The 14,743-nt window shown below is 58.0% G+C and carries 17 protein-coding genes and 1 other RNA gene; 11 read left to right on the forward strand and 7 right to left on the reverse strand.

What is annotated here, in order from left to right; translation table 11 throughout:
- Nucleotides 1-66: 66 nt before the first annotated feature.
- Complete coding sequence (locus GOV87_RS14560) at nucleotides 67-225, reverse strand: hypothetical protein (RefSeq protein ID WP_171120441.1); 159 nt, start codon at nucleotides 223-225, stop codon at nucleotides 67-69.
- A gap of 227 nt (nucleotides 226-452) precedes the next feature.
- Here GOV87_RS14560 and gatC point away from each other — a divergent pair, with 227 nt between their 5' ends.
- From gatC to rnpB, 5 genes are all read left to right on the forward strand, one after another.
- Nucleotides 453-740 (forward strand): Asp-tRNA(Asn)/Glu-tRNA(Gln) amidotransferase subunit GatC, encoded by a 288-nt coding sequence (gene gatC, locus GOV87_RS14565; protein ID WP_170325838.1) that lies wholly within the window; start codon nucleotides 453-455, stop codon nucleotides 738-740.
- A gap of 3 nt (nucleotides 741-743) precedes the next feature.
- Nucleotides 744-2,231, forward strand: coding sequence for an Asp-tRNA(Asn)/Glu-tRNA(Gln) amidotransferase subunit GatA (gene gatA / locus GOV87_RS14570; protein ID WP_171120443.1), 1,488 nt, complete (start codon nucleotides 744-746; stop codon nucleotides 2,229-2,231).
- 40 nt (nucleotides 2,232-2,271) lie between these two features.
- Nucleotides 2,272-2,961 (forward strand): hypothetical protein, encoded by a 690-nt coding sequence (locus GOV87_RS14575; protein WP_171212271.1) that lies wholly within the window; start codon nucleotides 2,272-2,274, stop codon nucleotides 2,959-2,961.
- Nucleotides 2,945-3,628 carry an N-acetylmuramoyl-L-alanine amidase gene (locus GOV87_RS14580; protein WP_371813520.1) on the forward strand — a complete coding sequence of 228 codons (684 nt, stop codon included), beginning with the start codon at nucleotides 2,945-2,947 and terminating at the stop codon, nucleotides 3,626-3,628. The genes GOV87_RS14575 and GOV87_RS14580 overlap by 17 nt, the downstream gene beginning before the upstream one ends.
- 122 nt (nucleotides 3,629-3,750) lie before the next feature.
- Nucleotides 3,751-4,148, forward strand: an RNA gene (rnpB, locus tag GOV87_RS14585) — RNase P RNA component class A.
- A gap of 9 nt (nucleotides 4,149-4,157) precedes the next feature.
- Here rnpB and GOV87_RS14590 read toward each other — a convergent pair.
- Nucleotides 4,158-5,000, reverse strand: coding sequence for a DUF2182 domain-containing protein (locus GOV87_RS14590; RefSeq protein ID WP_171212272.1), 843 nt, complete (start codon nucleotides 4,998-5,000; stop codon nucleotides 4,158-4,160).
- A 12-nt stretch (nucleotides 5,001-5,012) separates the two neighbouring features.
- On the reverse strand, nucleotides 5,013-5,648 hold the full coding sequence (locus tag GOV87_RS14595; RefSeq protein ID WP_171212273.1) for a DUF1326 domain-containing protein: 636 nt from the start codon (nucleotides 5,646-5,648) through the stop codon (nucleotides 5,013-5,015).
- A 495-nt stretch (nucleotides 5,649-6,143) separates the two neighbouring features.
- On the opposite strand from GOV87_RS14595, the gene rpmG reads away from it, so the two are divergent.
- Together rpmG and GOV87_RS14605 are read left to right on the forward strand one after the other, a co-directional pair.
- The gene (gene rpmG / locus GOV87_RS14600) at nucleotides 6,144-6,311 is read left to right on the forward strand and encodes a 50S ribosomal protein L33 (RefSeq protein WP_005630270.1); all 168 of its coding nucleotides are present in this window, start codon (nucleotides 6,144-6,146) and stop codon (nucleotides 6,309-6,311) included.
- A 215-nt stretch (nucleotides 6,312-6,526) separates the two neighbouring features.
- The gene (locus GOV87_RS14605) at nucleotides 6,527-7,033 is read left to right on the forward strand and encodes a hypothetical protein (protein ID WP_171120450.1); all 507 of its coding nucleotides are present in this window, start codon (nucleotides 6,527-6,529) and stop codon (nucleotides 7,031-7,033) included.
- Between the two features lie 167 nt (nucleotides 7,034-7,200).
- Here GOV87_RS14605 and GOV87_RS14610 read toward each other — a convergent pair whose 3' ends face one another.
- Together GOV87_RS14610 and GOV87_RS14615 are read right to left on the reverse strand one after the other, a co-directional pair.
- Nucleotides 7,201-7,977, reverse strand: coding sequence for a Bax inhibitor-1/YccA family protein (locus tag GOV87_RS14610; protein WP_171120451.1), 777 nt, complete (start codon nucleotides 7,975-7,977; stop codon nucleotides 7,201-7,203).
- Between the two features lie 181 nt (nucleotides 7,978-8,158).
- Nucleotides 8,159-8,368, reverse strand: a complete 210-nt coding sequence (locus tag GOV87_RS14615; RefSeq protein ID WP_171120453.1) for a DUF1127 domain-containing protein — start codon at nucleotides 8,366-8,368, stop codon at nucleotides 8,159-8,161.
- 127 nt (nucleotides 8,369-8,495) lie between these two features.
- On the opposite strand from GOV87_RS14615, the gene GOV87_RS14620 reads away from it, so the two are divergent.
- Nucleotides 8,496-9,377: a LysR family transcriptional regulator gene (locus tag GOV87_RS14620; protein WP_171120455.1), complete on the forward strand. Its 882-nt coding sequence runs from the start codon at nucleotides 8,496-8,498 to the stop codon at nucleotides 9,375-9,377.
- On the opposite strand, the gene GOV87_RS14625 is transcribed toward GOV87_RS14620, so the two are convergent.
- Nucleotides 9,374-10,330 (reverse strand): NADPH:quinone oxidoreductase family protein, encoded by a 957-nt coding sequence (locus tag GOV87_RS14625; protein ID WP_171212274.1) that lies wholly within the window; start codon nucleotides 10,328-10,330, stop codon nucleotides 9,374-9,376. The two genes, GOV87_RS14620 and GOV87_RS14625, sit on opposite strands and share 4 nt — an antisense overlap.
- Before the next feature lie 336 nt (nucleotides 10,331-10,666).
- Between GOV87_RS14625 and GOV87_RS14630 the strand changes: the two genes are divergently transcribed.
- From GOV87_RS14630 to GOV87_RS14640, 3 genes are all read left to right on the forward strand, one after another.
- Nucleotides 10,667-11,038 carry a helix-turn-helix domain-containing protein gene (locus GOV87_RS14630; protein WP_171120458.1) on the forward strand — a complete coding sequence of 124 codons (372 nt, stop codon included), beginning with the start codon at nucleotides 10,667-10,669 and terminating at the stop codon, nucleotides 11,036-11,038.
- Nucleotides 11,039-11,082: 44 nt separating this feature from the next.
- Entirely contained in the window at nucleotides 11,083-11,874 is a 792-nt protein-coding gene (gene hisN, locus GOV87_RS14635; protein WP_171212275.1) for a histidinol-phosphatase, read from the forward strand.
- A 115-nt stretch (nucleotides 11,875-11,989) separates the two neighbouring features.
- Nucleotides 11,990-13,324, forward strand: a complete 1,335-nt coding sequence (locus tag GOV87_RS14640; protein WP_171212276.1) for an 8-oxoguanine deaminase — start codon at nucleotides 11,990-11,992, stop codon at nucleotides 13,322-13,324.
- Nucleotides 13,325-13,392: 68 nt separating this feature from the next.
- Here GOV87_RS14640 and guaD read toward each other — a convergent pair whose 3' ends face one another.
- Nucleotides 13,393-14,682 (reverse strand): guanine deaminase, encoded by a 1,290-nt coding sequence (gene guaD, locus GOV87_RS14645; RefSeq protein WP_171212312.1) that lies wholly within the window; start codon nucleotides 14,680-14,682, stop codon nucleotides 13,393-13,395.
- Nucleotides 14,683-14,743: the final 61 nt, after the last annotated feature.

Here is a 14,743-nt window from a genome sequence, read left to right on the forward strand (position 1 = left end):
CGTGCAGCAGCCAAATGAATTTTCGGGCCGGGGAGAGGAGTACCCGGCCCGGACGAAGCGGGCAAATTAGCTGGCAGGCTTCGCCTTATCTTGTGATACCGGTTCCGAGACCTGATCGGGGAAGCTCAGATCTGGAAACATGCTGTCCATTGTTGGCCCAAACGCATGGGCTTGCGCGGCAAGAACCGTGGTTGCCAATACAAAGGCAGTCATGAGGGTTTTCATCGTCTTACTCCGGTGATGGCTGTGTCGTGTTATTGAAATGAACAGTTCAGTTTACTTTTTCAAGATCAAAAGTGAACTAATCGGTTCACTTTTTCACATACCCGATATGCAAAAATGAATGATCACCCTGGAAAACTCTGCGCCGTAGTCTCAGATCAGCTAAGCGGTGCCCTTGCGACCGAAGCATCAGACAGGTAAACGCCCCCTAACGCATATGAGGTTTTCCGATGTCGATTGACCAAAGCACTGCCGCAAAGGTGGCTAAACTGGCCCGTATCAAGGTCGAGGATGATGCGCTGCCTGCGCTGGCATCCGAATTCAACACCATCCTTGGGTTTATCGAACAGCTTAACGAAGTGGATGTCGAAGGCGTCGAACCGATGGTCTCGGTCGAGCCGATGCGCCTGAAACGTCGTGAGGATGTGGTCACCGACGGAAATCAGCAGGACAAAGTTCTGGCCAACGCCCCCGACGCGCGCGAGGGCTTTTTCGCAGTCCCCAAAGTGGTGGAGTAAGACATGAGCGATCTGAATAAACTGGGTTTGTCCGAGGCCCGCGACGCGCTGCGCAAGGGTGATGTGACCTCGGTCGAGCTGACCGAATCCTGCCTGAAGGCCATTGATGACGCAGACGCGCTGAACGCCTTCGTCCACAAAACACCTGAGATTGCTCTGGAGCGCGCCAAGGCTGCGGATGCCCGAATCAAAGAAGGCGACGCGCCTGCCATGTGCGGTCTGCCGATCGGCATCAAGGATCTGTTCTGCACCAAAGGCGTGCCCTCACAGGCGGCATCCAAAATTCTGGAAGGATTCAAGCCCGAGTACGAATCGACCGTTTCGCAGCAATTGGCCGATGCGGGCGCTGTCATGTTGGGCAAGCTGAACATGGACGAATTCGCCATGGGCTCGTCCAACGAAACCTCGGTCTACGGCAATGCCGTCAGCCCGTGGCGACGCGGCAATGACGATGCGCAATTGACACCGGGCGGCTCGTCCGGTGGGTCGGCCTCGGCTGTGGCCGCTGATCTGTGTCTGGCCGCGACCGGTACAGATACCGGCGGTTCGATCCGTCAGCCTGCGGCCTTCACCGGGATCACCGGTATCAAGCCCACCTACGGGCGCTGCTCACGCTGGGGCATCGTGGCCTTTGCCTCTTCGCTGGATCAGGCTGGTCCGATGACAAAGAACGTGCGCGACGCGGCAATCATGCTGGAAACCATGTGCGGCCACGACCCAAAGGATTCCACCAGCGCCGAGCTGGCCGTGCCGAACTTTGAGGCGATGCTGACCGGCGATATCAAGGGCAAGAAAATCGGTATCCCGAAAGAATACCGCATGGACGGTATGCCTGCCGAGATCGAAAAGCTCTGGTCCGACGGCGCGGCAATGCTCAAGGACGCGGGGGCCGAGATCGTCGATATCTCGCTGCCGCACACCAAATACGCGCTGCCAGCCTACTACGTGATTGCCCCGGCCGAGGCGTCCTCGAACCTCGCGCGCTATGACGGTGTCCGCTATGGCCGCCGCGCGACGCTGGCGCAGGGCGACGGCATCACCGAGATGTACGAGAAAACCCGCGCTGAAGGTTTCGGTCACGAGGTCCAGCGCCGCGTGATGGTTGGCACCTACGTACTGTCGGCAGGTTTCTACGACGCATATTACAACCGCGCCCGCCGTGTTCGCACCCTGATCAAGAAAGACTTCGAAGACGTCTTTGCCGCAGGTGTCGACGCGATACTGACCCCGGCCACCCCGTCGGCCTCGTTTGGTCTTGGTGAGATGACCGAGGCCGATCCGGTGCAGATGTATCTTAACGACGTCTTTACCGTGACCGTAAACTTGGCTGGTCTTCCGGGCATTTCGGTACCTGCGGGTCTGGATGCGCAGGGCTTGCCGCTTGGCCTTCAGCTGATCGGTCGTCCATGGGACGAAGGCGATCTGCTGAACACGGCTTACGCGCTGGAAAACGCGGCGGGTTTTGTAGCCAAGCCGGGCAAATGGTGGTAAATCTCGGTTCAGGCAAGACGACTTAAAACGGAGCAGCCGAATGCGCATTACGCTTCTGATTCCCGCCATTGGCTTGGTGGCCGCCTGCAATACGGTGGCCCCGATACAGAGCACAAGCTTCAATACGCCGCAATATCAGGCGCAGCGCGAGGCTGAATTGGCTGGGCAAGGGCTGACCGGTAACCCCTTGCTGGGACCGGTTGATGTGACCGAACAACAGCTTGGCGCCCCCGGCGATCCGCTTCCACCAACCGGAGAGAACGCGGATATCGCGTCGGCAACTGCTGTGGCCCTGGCCAACACCTCCGTTCCTGCGACGACGCCAGTCGCAAGCAATAACGCGATTTCGGACGAGCAGGATTTTGAGGCCGTGTCCGGGCGCCGTACCATTGAATCCGACGCGGCCCGGATCGAGCAAAATCGCCAAACCTACGAAGTTGTGGCACCGACCGCCGTGCCGCAACGGGGCACGGATGGTCAGCCCAATATCGTGCAATACGCTCTGAATACATCGAACCCGGTTGGCACACAGCTTTACAGCCGCGCGGGGTTTAACTTGCAGGCCAAGGCACAACGTAATTGCGCCCGGTATCCGTCGTCAGATCAGGCACAGATCGAATTCCTCGCAAGCGGCGGCCCCCAGCGCGATCGCAAAGGGCTGGACCCGGACGGGGACGGCTACGCATGTGGTTGGGACCCAAGCGCGTTCCGCAGTGCCGTCAATAACTGACCTTAACCCAATCTGGCACCCGTCACCCAATTTCGGGGAACGCCGGGGCGGTTTGAAGCCGTCGATGGTGGTTATCCACTACACCGCAATGGACAGCGCGCAGGACGCCTTAAAGCGCCTATGCGATCCGCAACACGAAGTTTCCGCCCATTTCCTGATCGGTTCAGACGGTAAACTCTGGCGGATGGTGCGCGAAAAGGATCGCGCCTGGCACGCCGGAGCAGGAGAATGGCATGGTCAGTCCGACATCAACTCTCGGTCAATCGGCATCGAACTCGATAATCGCGGCGACCATCCGTTCGCTGAGCCGCAGATGATGGTTCTTGAGCGTCTTCTGACCGCTCTTTTACATAGATGGAAGATCCCCCCCAATGGCGTCATCGGCCATTCTGATATGGCGCCCGGCCGCAAGCTGGACCCGGGTTCCCGATTTGACTGGCAACGCCTCGAGCATCAGGGGCTAGCAAAGCCGCGCGGTAAAGGTCAGCCCCCACAGATCGCTGAAATGCAAGAGTTCATAAGCTCGGCGCGCGCGGCTGGTTTCACCGCAAACGTCGACGATGAGAAACTTCTAAATACAGTTCGCCTTCGATATCGACCTTGGGCCAGGGGACCTCTGACACCCGACGACTTCACTCCGCTAATAGAGAAGACCGGATCAAGCTGATCCGCTCTTCATCTGGCCAAAAATATCCCGGGGTTGAATTGGCCGCAGGCCAAGAAGGGGCTGGCCCCTTCACGTCCTAACCCCTTGACGCCACCCAACCCAAAGCATACCCACCGCACTGCGCGGAGGGCCGGATGGCCGCTGGGGCCTAGGCCCGAGAGGAAAGTCCGGACTCCACAAGACAACGGTGCCGGGTAACGCCCGGGCGGGGCAACCCGACGGAAAGCGCCACAGAAATCAGACCGCCTGCGGCTTCGGTCAAAGGTAAGGGTGAAAGGGTGGGGTAAGAGCCCACCGCGCCCCTGGTAACAGGGGCGGCACGGCAAGCCCCACCGGGAGCAATGCCAAATAGGGTCCCCGCGCGGGCCGGTCGGCGCAAGCCGATACCGCCGCTAAGCGCGTCTTGGCCGAGAGGGACCGGGTTGGCAGCTTGAGCCGCGCAGCAATGCACGGCCTAGAGGAATGGTCATCGAAGGGGGCAACCCTGGAACAAGATCCGGCTTACAGGCCCTCCGCGCGTATTCTTCCTTTAAGTCCCCACAGCAATTGCGCTTCCAATCAGCCACAGACCCGCAACGATCAGGGCAATCCCGGTTGCGGGGCCTAGCCATCGCGCACGCGGCAGGAGCTTTTCCAGCCCCACATAAATAGCAATACCGACAATCCAGTAGAGGTTCATCACGCCTCCGACGAACAGCAGCAGCATCAACGCCCAGCAGCAGCCCAGACAATATGCCCCGTGCACTGCGCCCACGCGAAAGGCACCCGTTGCGCCGGGTCGGTTGTGCTCGGCCAGAAACTGGGCCGGGCTGCGGCAGTGTCGAAGACATGCGGACTTCAGACTGGACAATTGATACAGACCCGCTGCCAGCAAAACACACCCGGCAAAAACCTTGGACCGGATCGTCATCATAGGACCGTCCGACAAACCAATCTGCTCCAGCCCCCATTGCCCACCAGTCGCAAGCGCGCTGAACACAGCCCAAGCGACGAGGTAGCCGCTTAGAAAAACCAGGCTGAGCCATGTCGTGCGCTTCTTATCCGGCCCCATACGCTTGATGGCGGCGTACAATAGCACGGTTGGGGCGGCGCTGGGCGTCATCATCGCGATCATCATGACCCACCACATGAGGAATATCAGGATGGTGTAGGGCAGGGACCAGACGACTGGTCCGCCCATCTGCATAGGTTCGCCAATTGGCCCGGCCATGCGGGTCATCTCGACGGCGGTCATGTTCATCCCGATGCCGACAATGGTGTACCACGCGGCCGCCAACACGATCAGGGTGACGCAAAGCAAAACGACGCCGCTGTCCCGCCGCAGAACGTAATCTACTGCTCCTGCGTGCGATTGATTTGTCTCAGAGGTCATATCGGCTGGGTATCACGCGCCGATTACGCCGTGGCCAGAGATATTGAGGTGGGCCAGATGCGCGTGCGTCGCATCAAAGGTCAGGCTGATTTCCCCACCCGTGGTTTTTGTTGTCCCGGATGCGGACTCAGCGTGCCGATACTCAAAACCGTTGGGCAGTTGGATGGACGCTCGATGCGGCAGCCCGGAAACGATATGAGGGATCGGGTTCACCTCAAGATCGAAGATACCTTTTACCTTTGCATAACCCTTGCGGTCTTCGCGGGACCAATCCAACTCAATCGGAAGGTAAAGTGTTTCGTGTTTTTTCGGCGCCATCGCGCTGTAGACGTACCAGAAGGTCGCCATCTCGTCGGTGTCTTCGCCTTTCATGATGGCTTCCAAAGCAGCCCTTTGATCCGCCGAGGCGCTTTCGTCGATGATCAATTGCATCTGGCCATTGCCTTCGTGGATGGGGCCCGGCCAGTAGTAGACGCCTGCCGCGCGCAGCCCAGCCAGATCGGTGTCCCCGTAATGCCCGGATTGAATGTCATACGCGACGACCGCCTCGCAATTGCCGTGCGTCGGCAACACACTGAACTGGCACGGGCACCCGAAGTTGCAGTTGCAATTGGCCAGTTCTTCGCCCTGAATCGCCCATTCCGTCATGATGTCCCCCCAAAAAAATATAGCTACAAACACCGCTGTCATTGGTGCTTGCCTGTTTTTGGTGCCTCGAAACCGAGCCGTTCGGGGGCTTCTTCGATTTTGGAACTGAGGGGAAGTTATCACGGTTAAGTGATTGCCACAAACTTTGGGGGTTTTCGCCATAAATCGTTTTATTGAGATGCCGCTTTTTGCGCGACCTCTAAGGTTAAACGGATCGCCAAATCTGACATCCTGAGGGCAGGGCGCGATTCGGGCGGATACCGATCATGGATCATCGGACTTGATGCAGAAAGTGCTGCGGAGTGCGCTCCGTGCAGTTAATTCGGGTTAGATTCAGTCTCGTTTCAGCTCGCCAACCCGTCCGTCTGATGCCAATCCCGCTTAGGCTGGTTTTCAGGTGCGATTGCGCTTGACATGGGCGGTGCAGGGCGTAAAAGCGCACGCTCATAGGAATTCAACCGAAAGGCCCTGCCTTTTCGGACGCAGGAGATAACCATGGCGAAGCCGACGACAATCAAGATCCGCCTGAACTCGACCGCGGGCACGGGCCACTTCTACGTGACCAAGAAGAACGCGCGCACCATGACCGAGAAGATGACCGTTCGTAAATACGATCCGGTCGCTCGGAAGCATGTCGAGTACAAGGAAGGCAAGATTAAGTAATCTGCCGTCCAGCTTGGACAAGTTCAGGGGTCTGCTGCTGCAGGCCCCTTTTTCTTTGCAATATGATGGGGTGGCAGACAAAAAACGGACCCTCGATCGAAAAGCACGCGTTGCAACGAAGCATCAGCGGTCAGATCAATCGAATGGGGCATGGGTTGCTTTTTTGAATGGCTTGCCACTACGCTTCAACAACTCGTTCCAAAATGTTGGCCGTCATGAAAAAAATCTTGTTATCCACAATCACTGTGTTGGCCCTTGCGGCTTGTGAAGACCCTTACAACCGTCAGGGGGTCGGGTTCACGGGTATCGATGGTGAACCACGAACCTTGTCTGATGTCCCCGGAGCCGTGGCTTTCCTGCCTCGGGCAACCAACGTACCCGCAGAATTGGCCGTGTTGCCGCCGATCCGGGTGACTTCCGGTGAGACCGATCCGCAGAAACTTGCACGGGTTGCCATTGATAATGGCGGACGCAGCGACACCAACTCGGTTGTTCTGACCGGATTGTCCACGAACATGTTCCTGAGCACTGTAAGCGTAAACGGCACGCTCTATGGCGTCCTGCGCACGGAAAACAACAGTACCCGGGTCGACAATCAAATTGGCGCAGCGTTCGGCCAGAATGCCGAACAGTTTACCGGATGCCTTGCAGCAGGTGACGTGTTCCGCAAAGGTTCGTCGCAGCGCAGTTCGGGCTTTGCGGTTCCTCTGAACTGTAGCTAAGAGCAAATCACATATAACTGACAGAGCCTCCACCAATCGGTGGGGGCTTTTTCTTGCCCTGCTGGACGTAATGGGGGCAGTGCGCCACAGGAAAATCTTGCATCACTGGCCAAAAGAAAAGGGCGGACCCAACGGCCCGCCCCAAAAAGCCGAAGCTTGTTCGTCTGTTATTCCCGGTTGCCGAAGAGTTGCAGCAGGAACATGAACATGTTGATAAAGTCCAGATACAGGCTCAGTGCGCCCATGATCGCGGCTTTGCCCAACCATTCCTGATCGCCCGAGTGCGCCATCTGCAGGTAGGTAGTTTTGATGTTCTGCGTGTCATAGGCCGTCAGACCAGCAAAGATCAGAACGCCAATCACCGAAATTGCGAAGGCCACCGCGGAAGAGGCGATGAAGATGTTCACGATGGACGCGACGATTAGGCCGATAACGCCCATGATCAGGAACGTGCCCATTGCGGACAGGTCTTTCTTGGTGGTGTAGCCGTATAGCGACAGACCGGCAAAGGCGATCGACGTGATCAGAAAGACCTGAATGATCGACTGACCGGTAAAGACCAGGAAAATCCAGCTTATCGAAACACCCATGACGGCGGCGAACAAGTAAAAGACCGACTGAGCGCCCGATGCGGACAGGCGATTGATTCCGGCGCTGAAGCCAAAAACAAAGGCCAGCGGTGCAAACATGATGACCCACTTCAGGGGCGACGCGAAAAGCGTTGCGCCGAACGAGGTCAGGTATTTGTTGGCGCTTAGCTGAGCGGCGGCGGCCGACGGATCGGTTGTCGTTGCAAGACCAGCAATCGCCCAAGCCGCAGCAAAGGTGATCAGCATGCCAACGGACATTGTGCCGTAGACTTTGTTCATATGGGCGCGCAGGCCCTCATCAATCTCGGCAGCGCGGGCACCGGCCGCTGTCCGGATCGTGTCAAATTGTGCCATTAAAGGGTCTCCCTTTACTTATTCTTGTTGCGCCCTGAAATCAGTGCGCGTTCCCCGCAAATATCGGCAAGTGCGAGCTACGTTTCAAGGGTTTAACACCGGAAACTGGCTAAAACACGCTACAAAAATGGCGGCCTGCTGACACGGGCCGCCATTCAGCGAAAAAAGATGCATCCTATGGTCACTTTTGCCAGAACTCCGGTGCGTCCCAAATATGACGGGTTGCCTCTGATTGGGCTTGTTCTCTTGTGATTCCAATATCCTCTAACGCCCGGTCGTCCAGTTGGCCAAGGGCGCGGCGTTGACGCATGAGCGACAGCGCGTCCCAAAGAGAAGTTACTGAAAAACGGCTGCGTGGATTGCAATTCGAAGCGAGTGTTAACTGGGTCATAGCTTATGTCCTTTCCGTGAATTTCGATGGTTTGCGTCGATCTTATCAACTTCCTTGATTTATATGGCTCGATATGACACATTTTAAAAATGAATATTTATGAACTGATGCATAAGGAAACGTGAACATGCGAAATCTGGACATCACCACGTTGCGCTCTTTCGTGGCGGTTGCCGATCAGGGCGGTGTGACGCGGGCGGCAGGGTTTTTGCACCTGACGCAATCCGCCGTTTCCATGCAATTGAAACGTCTGGAGGAACTGCTGGGGCTTGAATTGCTGGACCGCAGCGGCAGAACGATTGCGTTGACCGCGTCCGGCGAACAGTTGCTGGCCTATGCCCGTCGCATGATCGCCCTGAATGATGAGGTGATTTCAAAGCTCACGGATCAGGCATTTGAAGGAGAAGTTGTTTTGGGTGTGCCCCATGACATCGTCTACCCGGCCATCCCTCGGGTACTGCAACGCTTCAATGCCGATTTCCCGCGCGTGCGTGTTCAGTTGGTGTCGTCCTATTCGCTGCAACTGAAGGATATGTACAAAAAGGGAGAGTGCGACCTGATCCTGACAACAGAAGCGTCTGTCGGCGATGGGGCCGAAACAATTGCCGAGCTTCCGCTGCGTTGGATAGGGGCCCCCGGCGGCTCTGCCTGGCGCAAACGCCCTTTACCCTTGGCGCTTGGTCGTCGGTGTTTGTTCCGCCCGCAAGTAATCGCGGCCTTGGACGAAGCAGAAATCCCGTGGGAGCTGTCGGTCGAAACCGAAAACGACCGCACGATCGAAGCGACGGTCAGCGCGGATCTGGCCGTTCATGCGATGCTGGACGGAACCGAAGCGGCGCATCTTGCGCAAATTGACGACGGGGGCGTTTTGCCGGAACTGCCGGCGCACATGATCAACCTCTATGGCGGTGAAGCCGGTCGCGGCGCGGTTGTTGAGGCATTGGCCTCTTTGGTTCGGCAGAATTTCCGTCTGGTTGGTGGGACGCAGTTGAAGGCCGTAGTGGGCTAGGGGGTTATCACGACTTTGCCTGTCGCTGTACGGTCCCGCAAAAGCTGCAACCCTTTTTCGACCTCGGCCAAAGGCAGGGTGTGGCTGACGTGGGGCTTGATCCGGCCTTCGGTATGCCACCGAAACAAGGTGTCAAAGCTGTCCTGAACGATCTGGGGGCGGAATTTTAAGTATCCGCCAATGTAGAAGCCGATCACGGTCAGGTTTTTGACCAGCAGGTGGTTTGCGGGGATTTGAGGAACATCCCCGCCCGCGAAACCGATCGGAAGCAGACGGCCTTCGGGGTTTGTCGCGCGAAACGCCGCTTTGAAAACCTCTCCGCCAATCGCGTCGTAAACAACGTCTGCCCCGCCCAAATCCCGAACCCGCTCACGCAGGTCTTCCGATGCGTCGATCAGATGGTCAGCGCCAGCGGCCCGGGCCACTTCAAGCTTGTCGGCGCCGCGCGCCTGCGCGATGACCGTCGCCCCCATCAGTTTACCGATCTCGACAGCAGTCAGACCCACGCCCCCAGCCGCACCGGTGACCAACAGCGTTTCACCGGGCTGAAGGCGCGCGCGATGGTCCAGCGCGATATGGCTTGTGCCGTAGGCAATCTGGATCGCTGCTGCGTCTTCAAAGCTCATCGAGTCGGGCAAAGAAATCGCGCGAGCGGCGTCGAAAACACCGAACTCAGCCAGTCCGCCTTGGCCGGAATACACCGCCACGCGATCTCCGGGGCGTAGATGCGTGACGTCTGCGCCCAGTGAATCTACGACACCTGCGATTTCCATACCCTGAGTAAACGGCGCATCAGGTGTGTCCTGATACGTGCCTTTCTGCATCAGAAGGTCGGCAAAATTCAAACCACAGGCCTTGATCCGGATGCGTATTTCGCCGGGGCCGGGTTCGGGCTGGGGCATGTTGCAAAGTTGGGCCTCAGCCCCTTTGGATTGAATTCTATAGGCCAGCATGATCACGCTCCGTATTTTATGTGCATAGATTCGTTTTGGCCTGCGAATGTCAATCGTTTACCCCACGAGACAATTGGGGCGGAAATCTCAATATTGAACATTATATGTAATAAGTGCACGTGCAGGATTTGGTGGATCCGTACAACCATAAACCTTTGTTACCGGACGAAGATTCAACCTTCTTGAAAAAATAGCCAAAAGAAGCAATATTGCGCTATGGTGCTGATTTGGGGGCATGATCCAAATTAGGGAGTGGTTAAGCACAGCTCACTAGTGATGCGGCAGTGAAAGCGGTCGCGCGCCCCCTGTGGTTGTGTGTAGGAGAGGAGAATACCAATGACTCATCACGTCGATGTCCATGTGGGCAAACGCGTCCGGCATCGCCGCTGGCTGATAGGCATGACCCAGCAGCAGCTGGCGCAGCAGGTTGGTATTAAGTTTCAACAGATCCAAAAATACGAGACCGGCGCCAATCGGATCAGCGCCTCTCGTCTGTGGGATATTGCCGAAGCATTGGATGTTCCCGTCAGTTTTTTCTTTGAAGGTCTGGAAGAGACCGAGAAAGACACAGCCGGCAAGAAGTCTGTTCCTGCCGATCTGATGGGCGACAAAGAAGCGCTGGATCTGGTCCGGTCCTATTACGCGATCCCCGAAAATCAGCGCCGCCGTTTGTTCGAACTGGCGCGTGTCCTAAGCGATGTCGCGTAATTTGCCGGGTTGACTTCGGTGCGTGCGGGCCGCACGGGTAGCGCATGCAAAAAACTTCGCTGAATGACTTGGAAGTCGCTGAAGAAATGGCCGATGCAGCACGCGAGGCCATTCTTCCTTATTTCAGGCAATCCAACCTGGAAACATCCAATAAACTGTCTGGTGGGTTCGATCCCGTCACCATTGCCGACCGCGAGGCTGAAAAAGCCATGCGCGAAGTTCTTGCCCGTCACCGGCCCGATGACGGCATTTTCGGCGAGGAATTCGGACAGGTCCAAGGCAGCACAGGTCGCACTTGGGTTCTGGACCCGATCGACGGTACGCGGGGGTTCATCAGTGGCACGCCGACCTGGGGTGTTCTGATCGCGTTGAGCGGTCAGGACGGCCCGATAATGGGCGTCATTGACCAGCCCTATATCGGTGAAAGGTTTTTGGGTTCCGCAGATATCGCTCAGGCGGTCGGGCCGACTGGGACGATGCAGCTCAGCACGCGGTCGACGCGCACTTTAGATGAAGCGATTCTGTTCACGACGTTCCCCGAAGTCGGATCTTTGCAGGATCGTGCAGGGTTCGAGGCCGTCGCACAACACGTACGCCTGACCCGGTACGGCATGGATTGCTACGCTTATGCCTTGCTGGCCGCTGGTCAGGTTGACCTGGTGATCGAGTCGGGTCTGAACGCCTATGACATCCAAGCCCCAATTGCGGTGATCCAGGCCGCAGGCGGTATTGTCACCGACTGGCAAGGCGGCGCTGCCCATAATGGAGGGCGCGCACTGGCTGCGGCAAATGCGGATGTCCATGCCGCAGCTTTGGAAATCCTGCGCAACTATTGAAACCTGTTGCCGTGGCGGAGCCGGTCGGGTAGGTTCAGCCCGGCTGGTTCTTATGCCCGTTTTCCGCCAGCCTTCGCACTCCATGCATGAAACGGGCTTGTGCAAGGAGGGCGAAATGACCGAAATCCTTATCAAAAATGCCGACACAATCCTGACAATGGATGACACGCGCCAAGAGCTTTCGGGCGCGGATATCCTGATCCGTGACGGCCAGATTGCCCAGGTCGGGCATGCGTTGCAGACGGGCGGCGATATCCACGATGCTTCGGGTTGCGTTGTGACCCCCGGACTGGTGAACACGCATCACCACCTGTATCAAACCCTGACGCGCGCTGTTCCGGGGGGGCAGGATGCGCTGTTGTTCGGCTGGTTGAAAACGCTCTATCCAATCTGGTCCCGGTTCGGACCGGAAGAGATGTTTGTCTCAGCACAGATTGGACTGGCAGAGCTTGCCCTGTCGGGATGCACCCTGAGCTCAGATCACCTGTACCTGTATCCGAACGGCGCCAAGCTGGACGACACCATTGCTGCGGCGGCTGAGGTCGGTATGCGGTTTCATCCCACACGCGGCGCGATGAGCATAGGTGAAAGCGAAGGTGGCCTTCCGCCGGATTCTCTGGTCGAGGCCGAACCCGCCATTCTCGAGGACATGATCCGCGTGGTTGATACATTCCACGACCCTTCTGACGGAGCCATGTGCCGGGTGGGGCTAGCACCCTGTTCACCTTTCTCGGTCAGCCGCGACCTTATGCGGGACTCCGCGGTACTGGCCCGCGACAAGGGTGTAATGCTTCATACACATTTGGCTGAGAACGACGAGGATATCGCTTATTCGCAGGCGCAGTTTGGCTGCCGACCGGGGCAATATGCCGAAGAATTGGGCTGGACCGGATCAGATGTCTGGCACGCCCACTGCGTTAAGCTGGACGGGGCTGAGATCGACCTGTTCGCCCGCACACAAACCGGGGTGGCTCATTGCCCCTGTTCGAATTGCCGCCTTGGGTCCGGCATCGCACCAGTGCGCGCCATGCGAGATCGCGGCGTACCAGTCGGGCTCGGCGCGGATGGTTCGGCCAGCAATGATAATGGAAGTTTGGTCCTTGAGGCACGGCAGGCCATGTTGCTGCAACGGGTCGCAAACGGAGCAGATGCAATGTCTTCGCGCGAGGCACTGGAAATCGCAACCCGAGGCGGTGCAGATGTGCTGAACCGCCCCGATTGCGGACGGTTAGCGCCCGGCAAACGCGCCGATATTGCCATCTGGGATACGCGCGGCATCGAAAGCGCCGGCAGTTGGGACCCGGCAGCCTTGCTGCTGGCGGGGCCGATGAAGGTCAAGCACCTGTTTGTTGAAGGCCGCCAGATCGTGCGTGACGGGCAGATCACAACGCTCGACCTGCCCAGAACTATCGAAACCCAAAACCGCCTCGCCCGCGCTTTGGCAGGCTAGGTCAGGGTCCGCTCTTCATCTGGCTCAAAATATCCCCGCCGGAGGCATGGGCCGTAGGCCCATTCCTTTCAGCGCGATACGGCCCGCCCGCCGATCCAAACCTCAGCAATGGCACGGTCGTCGCCCATCATGATGGTTGGGAAAATGGCTTCCCACAGATCCTCGGCGCAGGCTTCACGCTGGGCAATCGCGGGGGTTGAGGCAAGGTCAAGTACGACCAAGTCCGCCTCCATCCCCGGTGCGACGTTGCCGATGCTGTCATCCAGCCGCAGCGAGCGGGCGGAACCGACGGTGCCCAGCCAAAGCAGTTGCGCCGCGTGCAAAGGCGCGCCGCGCAGTTGGCCAATCTCGTAGGCCGAAGCCATGGTGTGCAGCATCGAAAAGCTTGACCCGCCGCCTGTATCCGTTGCCAAGCCGACGCGGTGGCCGTCCTGCATCAGGCCGGTCATGTCGAACAAGCCTGAGCCGATGAACGTGTTGGACGTCGGGCAGTGGATCAGGGCCGCATCCACTTCGCGCAGGCGATCGCGTTCGCGCGCCTCCAGATGGATGACGTGGCCGTAGACGCCGTACGATCCCAGCAGGCCGAATTTCTCATATGTATCCAGATAATCCCGCGCCTCGGGGAACAGCTCGCGAACCCATGCGATTTCGTCAGTCTGCTCGCTAAGATGGGTTTGCATCAGGCAATGCGGGTGCTCGGCCCACAGCGCACCCATCGCCTCAAGTTGTTCGGGCGTGGATGTAGGAGAGAAGCGGGGCGTGATCGCATAAGACAGGCGGTCGACTCCATGCCAGTTCTCCAGCAACGCTTGGGACTGATCATAGGCCGTCTGGGCCGTGTCCCGCAGCCCCTCGGGTGAATTGCGATCCATGCAGGTCTTGCCCGCAACCACGCGCTGATTGCGCTGCTGTGCGGCTGTGAAAAAGGCGTCGACGCTTTCGGGGTGGATGGTGCAGAAGCTGCACATCGTCGTCGTTCCATGGGCTGCCGTCAGATCGAGATAGCGGTTCGCAATCTCCGAGGCATAAGCCGGATCGCCGAACTTCATCTCCTCGGGGAAAGTATAGGTGTTCAGCCAGTCGATCAGGCGTTTGCCCCAACTGGCGATCATCGCGGTCTGGGGATAGTGCACATGCGCATCCACGAACCCAGCCATGATGACATGATTGCCGTGGTCAACCACGGCGGCCTCGGGATGTGCGGAACGCAGGCTGTCAGCATCCGCCACCGCCGAAATCCGGCCGTCTTCGATCAGAACGGCCTCGCTGATCTTGACGGCCTCGGTCGGCTCTCCTTCTAAGGGGGAACCTGTAAAGCTCAGAACACGCCCTTTCAGCAGCGTTTTTTGCGCCATTTTCATTCATCTCCGCCTGTATGGGACTGCGAAACAGCATAAGGGCGGGAAACTTGCCGGT

The organism is Ruegeria sp. HKCCA5426, from assembly GCF_013034585.1.
Taxonomy (GTDB): Bacteria; Pseudomonadota; Alphaproteobacteria; order Rhodobacterales; family Rhodobacteraceae; genus Ruegeria.